General features: G+C 39.4%; 3 protein-coding genes. All 3 read left to right on the forward strand.

Features of this window, described 5'->3' with window-relative positions; genetic code table 11:
- A partial coding sequence (locus DXB92_RS12845) for an RHS repeat-associated core domain-containing protein (RefSeq protein ID WP_181977083.1) occupies window positions 1-3,129 on the forward strand: 3,129 nt, incomplete at its 5' end.
- A 22-nt stretch (window positions 3,130-3,151) separates the two neighbouring features.
- On the forward strand, window positions 3,152-3,589 hold the full coding sequence (locus DXB92_RS12850) for a hypothetical protein (RefSeq protein ID WP_147330073.1): 438 nt from the start codon (window positions 3,152-3,154) through the stop codon (window positions 3,587-3,589).
- 418 nt (window positions 3,590-4,007) lie between these two features.
- Window positions 4,008-4,318 (forward strand): hypothetical protein (locus DXB92_RS12855; protein WP_147330074.1); only part of this gene is annotated, 311 nt, incomplete at its 3' end.

Below are 4,318 nucleotides of genomic sequence, written 5' to 3' on the forward strand. Positions count from 1 at the left end.
AGCCACGGCAGCTTGACAACTTATTATCCGGACGGAAACAAAAAATCAGAAACAGATGCAGAAGGTAATGTTACCTCTTATGTGTATGATGCGTATGGACAGGTAATCAAGAAAACCAATCCAGACGGCACAATGAATCTGACGGCGTATGATGGTCTTCAAAGAGAAAAGGCAACATATTTCTTGGGCAGTGAAAATGGCACAAAGCAAATTTTAACGAAGACATCCTATGAATTTGCAGGATACAATTTTGACATTTATTCTGCACTTGATACTTCAGCTTCTCACTCCTGTAAGGGTCTGAAAACAACTAAAACGACTTATATTACTGAAAACAAGCAGGTTATTTCCGAAACGCTGACCGATATCAAGGAACACACAATTTACGAAAAAACAAATGGTGAAACTAAGCGTACCAGTGCATACTATGCCAATGGACAGCTTGCTCGTCAGACAGATGCATTGGGAAACATCACGAAGTATGAGTATGGTTATCTGAACAAGGTTACTAAGACCTACACACCGTTCAACACCAAATCGAATGGATCTGTCAACTACTCTGTGGCGGAAAATCAGTATGACAAGAATGGTAATGTAACGCTGGCAAAGCAAACTGTTCAAAAGCAGGATTCGGATACAGTAAAGTATAGTGTAACTGAAAATCAGTACAATGCACAGGGCTTGCTGACACAGGTAACATTGAGTGACGGCACGTCTAATGGTGAGAAGAATATTACCAAGTATTTCTACAACAATGCTGGTATCCAAACCAAAATGTACACGGGTTTGAACAGCACAAATGATTCTGACTACATGACCACGAATTATGAATATGATGCGTGGGGACATTTGGTAAGAACGACTGACAGCACAGGCTATAACTCTGGTGCAACAACCTATGATCTGAATGGTAATGCACTGACTGTAACCGATGCCAATGGCAATGTGACCACTAACACCTATGATGCACTGAATCGTGTGCTGACAGCAAATACAATTTGCAGTGATACTTCTAAAAATGTATCAAAATCCTATGTCTATGACAATATGGGCAGGGTGCGAAGCAAAACGGCCAATGAAGTACAGACAAGCTATCAATACGATAACCTTGGACGTGTTTATCAGGAACTTAGTGAAAAATCTTTCAAGGGCTATTTCTACGAGGGCATATCTCAGTATGCGAAGGAACAGTTGGTTGGTATTAATCATCAAACAATGTATTCCTCCACGCAATATGAATACGATGCTGAAATGCGTATTGCTCAGGTAAAGGAAAGCGGTAATTTGACTGCAACTTATACCTATGATGCAAATGGCAATAAGGTTTCTGAAACACTTGCAAATGGTGTGGTATCGACCTATTCTTATAATGGATGCAACAAGGTGACAAAACTTGTTACCAAGTCTGGAAACTCCGACATATCCAGTTATGAATATTCGTACTATTTAGACGGTTCAGATGCTTGCAAAGTACGCAATGAAAATGGTACAATAGAAACAACCTCATATGATTATGACGGTTTGAAGAGATTGACCAGGGAATCCATTTCTAACGGTAAGACAGCTGATACGTATTCATATGAATATGATGATTATGGCAATCGTTCTAAGATGGTTGCTAATGGTTCGGAAGAATATGAAACAGTCTACGATTATACTGTCAATGGCAAGTATACTGCACTGCTTCAGAAGGAAATCAAGACAGTTGAAGAAACTTCCAATGCCACAATCTCAGATGGATTAGCAATTAGTCCGACAGACTTGATCACAAGTACTGCTGCAGATGCAAAGACAGAAGAAACTGCCTATTCCTATGATGCCAACGGAAATCAGATCACAAAAACCGCAGAGAGTAAGACAGAGACAAATACTTATGACGGTTTGAATCAGCTGATTGGATTTACCGATGGAGAGACAACAGCGAGTTATAAATATAACGCAGATGGACTGCGGACGAGTAAGACAGTCGACGGCAAGACAATCAATCATATCTGGGATGGCAACAAGCAGATTGTTGTGGACATGGATGACAGCGACTGGTACAGTGCTGAGGTTTATGTTCGTGGTACAAACCTGCTAGCGAAATTCAGCAAGCAGAGTGGTAATGTCAAGACGGATTATCAGTATTATACGCAGAATGCTCACGGCGATGTTGTTAATCTGACGGATTCCACAGGTGCAATTACGAAGTCGTACAAATACGATGCGTTTGGTGTCGAGCAGAATGTCGATGATGCGGATGATAATGCGTTCCGGTATTGCGGTGAGTATTATGATTCTGAATCGGGTACGATTTATCTGCGAGCACGGTATTATGATCCGACGATTGGACGGTTTATTTCACGAGATTCTGTTACTGGTGAGAATACCGATCCTTTGAGTTTGAATTTGTATACCTATTGTCATAATAATCCAATCCTTGGCGTTGACCCGAGCGGACATTTACCCAATTGGGCTAAATTTGCAATTGGTGCAGTTGCGACTGTTGCTGCAGTTGGAATTACAGTTGCTACTGGTGGAACCGCTGCACCGGTGTTGATAAGTGTTGCTTCGAGCATAGCTATTAGTGCAGGAACAGAAGCTGTTTCTCATCGACTATCAACAGGAAGTTGGGAAGGTGCTGGTGAAGCTGCTCTTGATGGTGCTGTCGACGGATTCATGTGGGGCGGAATATTTGCAGCTGCTGGTTCAACATTTAATGCAGTTAAGTCTGTAGAAGCACTGAAAAATCAGCAATTGATGGACGAGGCTATTTTTGCTAGAGATAACTTAATAAAAAGTACACCTGGTGGCACTAAAAAAGCTATGGCTATTGGAGCCTATGATGTAAAAACAGGTAGAGTTACAGCTGCATTTGCAGGAGCTCCACCTAGTAAAGTAGCTAGACCTTTATTAAAACGTGCTACTGAAATTGGTGGAATTGGAAGCAAGGGGCTGACTGTTGGATTAAAGAGACAAACTACTGTTGGCGTTTGCGCTGAGTTTAGAGCAGCAAATCAGTTGTTGTTAGGTGGAAGTAAATTAAGAAATATCAGATTTACTAATGCAATAAGACCTAGATACAGAATAGCTAAAGATCCGTGTCCTAACTGCGAATATATATTTAAGCCGAATATGAAGAAAAGGTGAAATGAGGTGTGTTTCGCAGAAAATGAGAATATCAGAATTAGAAGTAGAATATGAAGATATACTATGGTTTGCTATTGACAAGTTTCACAGGGTTATTGCATTTACATCTGGTGTCTATGGGTATGTACCAGAATTTGTTTGCCGCTCAAAGGAAGAAACTATTTTAATCGAAAATTACTTTGATAATTGTGGAAAAAAAACGGAGACAAAGCATATAAAAGACACAGATTTTGGTGAAAAATTAATTGAGTTCTGTGAATGCATGACTCAAAAAGGGATATATTGCTTTGATTCATACAATGGCAATGAACATGTTGAGTATTATACGAAAATTTCTTCGCCATGTGAAGCGTTAGTAATAGAAAATGTTCCAGAACCTATCGCATCAATTCTTAAAAGTCATATTATTGATGTGGATGTAGAAATGGTAGATATTATTCATGTATGTAACGCATACTAATTTTTGAATCCACATTTTATTCATTATGCGTATTTAAACTTATGAATCCCATAGTTATTTGAACGACAATAAGACAGATTGGTTTTACTATTATCTCCATAACAATCCTATTTCTAGAACAGGAAGTATTGAAAATTTTTTGATGTGAAATGTATGTAATTTACCTACAAGCAATATATTTCCTTTAAAATTCAACCACCCAAAAAAGGCAGTTTTGTCCGGCAAACAGCTGGGCAGGACTGCCCTTTTTATTTTTTTCAAGCAGCATACAATCCGGCGAAATGACCGGTTTTGTATGCTGCTTTTTTCTTTCTCCTACCTGTTCATATAAAATTTACATTTAAAACCTTCCCATTTTGCTTCTCTCAATTGTCTTAGTAATTTCAGGAGGGCAAAAAAGGGCTTCTCAAAACTGAATATGGAGGGAGGGAAAATAATGTCTGCTCCCTCACATGATGATGATCAGCTGAAACTTGAAATTTTCGATAGTTTCAGTAAAACAGTGATGAGAAATGCAAGCAGAAATTTCGCCGCTGCTGCAAAAACAAGAAAGAAAAATGAGTCAGTCAACACAGATATCGTACAGTACATTTTGAAAACACATGGTGAAAATGCAGTTTATCCATCCGAACATTTCATCGATGCCGGAAACGGATACTGCTGTGTCGTTGCAACGGAATGGCTGTATCAGGCAATGCTGCTGTTGCCGCCCAAACAAAAGGAAGTGGT

This window comes from Ruminococcus sp. OM06-36AC (assembly GCF_003438725.1).
Taxonomy (GTDB): Bacteria; Bacillota; Clostridia; order Oscillospirales; family Ruminococcaceae; genus Ruminococcus_C; species Ruminococcus_C callidus.